Below are 1,876 nucleotides of genomic sequence, written 5' to 3'. Positions count from 1 at the left end.
CATAAAATAAGAAAACATAATTATGTAAATTTTTGATTTCATAAGTTATGTTTTTATACAATGTAATGTCTAAGTGACTTTTTCTTTTGTTAAAAGTTCTAATAATATTTGATAAGTTTGCCAACTTTCTTGTAACTCGTCGTTATAAACTTGTATAGTTTCGATTTTTTGTTTATTTACAAATACTTCAATTTCTTTAACTTCTTTGATAACATTAATCACTTTATGCTCAGTGATTTTACTTTTTCCAGTCAGTCCTAATTTTGAATTTAGAATGTAGATGATGTAGTTTAAAAACACTAATGAAATGAAACATAAACATATGTAACCAACAATATGGTTTCAAGTTGATAAATACATTGGACGAAGAGATAATTTGCCTTTTAATGTCTTGAAATTAGACTCAATTTGTCATTGTTTTGAATATAAATTAATAACTTCTTTTACTGATAAATCTGTTCTGTTTGTTTCGTAAACATAGTATCCATCATATTTTTGATCTTCTTGTATTTTTTCTATGTCAAGTTCATAAAATGCACCTTTGTTTATAGGTTTGAAGAATCTATATTTTTTAGATCCCGCTAGATCATCACAAGAAACAAGATTATCTTTATTCATTTTCTTAGTGAAATTTTGAATTAAAATGTCTCTATCGTTTTTGTCTTTAGTTGCTCGTTTTTGACTAAAACTAATTATTTGTCTTCTAAAATGTCCATTAATTCTTTTTTTATTGTATGAAGATGCAATATCACGAGTTTTGTATATCAAACCACCATCATTTACATAATCTTTTTCATCTAATACATACTCTTTAAATTGTTTGCTTCCAGCTTTCATTCTATATGAGATTATGTATTTTCAATTCTTAGATTCTAAAAATCTAATATTTCTATTAACACTCATTCCTTTGTCAGCAATTATAGTTACACTGTTAACTTCATAAATATCTGCAATTTCAAGCATAAATGGTATGAAAGTATTTGAATCAGTAACATTTCCTGGAAATATTTTGTAGTGTAACGGTATCTCATTTTTATCAGTTGCCATACCTATAACAATCTGGTCTTCTTTAAATTTTCCATCTTTTGAATAGCCAGGTTTTTTATAACCTTCACGAGAAAATGTTTCAAAATAAGTAGTTGTTGCGTCAAATCATAATACATCAATTTTTCTGTTAGTATTTGCACAAATTTTTGCATTTAAATTTCTTAAAATTTCATCTTTGTTTTTTGCTATATAGTCTAATGATCTATAAAATGAATTTTTTGAATAAGTGTCTATTTTTTCTTTTTTTGCTGTCATATAAGTGTTAAAAACACTTATTGGATTTTTAATTCTTTGATAAATCAACTGTAAAACAACATCTTTTAATGTTGTCGATTTTGTGGGAGAACAATCGTTAAAAATATTGAAATAATCAAATAGTTTTTCAACTACTTCGTAACCTTTAAACCTTTCTAAAACTTCTTTTTTGGTCTCTTTTTTCTCTTTAATAATCTCATCTAATTTAGTTCTTGCTTGTTCTTTTGTTCAAGACAATGGAAAGTTTGCAATAATTGCTTTGATAATTGTTAGCGGATCATCGTGATATTGTTTTAATTCATGCAAATAACCATATCCTAATCTGTATACAAAACCTTTGTTATCTGGTCTTGGCACTCCAATTGATAAGTATTCACCTTTTTTGACTCTTGCTATTGATGTTCTTCATTGTCTTTTTGCATCATTTTTCGACTTCTTCATGTTTTTATTATATCATATTTAAGCATAAAAGTATAATAAATTATATTTTTTTTATAAAAAAATATAGCCACCGAAAACTGAGTGTTTTCGCGACTAAGTGGGAAACGTAGGATTGATTAACTTATAGTGAATT

The 1,876-nt window shown here is 25.9% G+C and carries 1 pseudogene; it reads right to left on the bottom strand.

The window, feature by feature from the left end:
* Positions 1–69: 69 nt before the first annotated feature.
* Positions 70–1,698, bottom strand: a pseudogene (locus tag ETR37_RS18550) (IS1634-like element ISMbov3 family transposase).
* Positions 1,699–1,876: the final 178 nt, after the last annotated feature.

Source organism: Geobacillus sp. PK12 (assembly GCF_004123125.1).
Lineage (GTDB): Bacteria > Bacillota > Bacilli > Bacillales > Anoxybacillaceae > Geobacillus > Geobacillus zalihae.
This window is presented reverse-complemented; position numbering and strand designations above follow the sequence as displayed.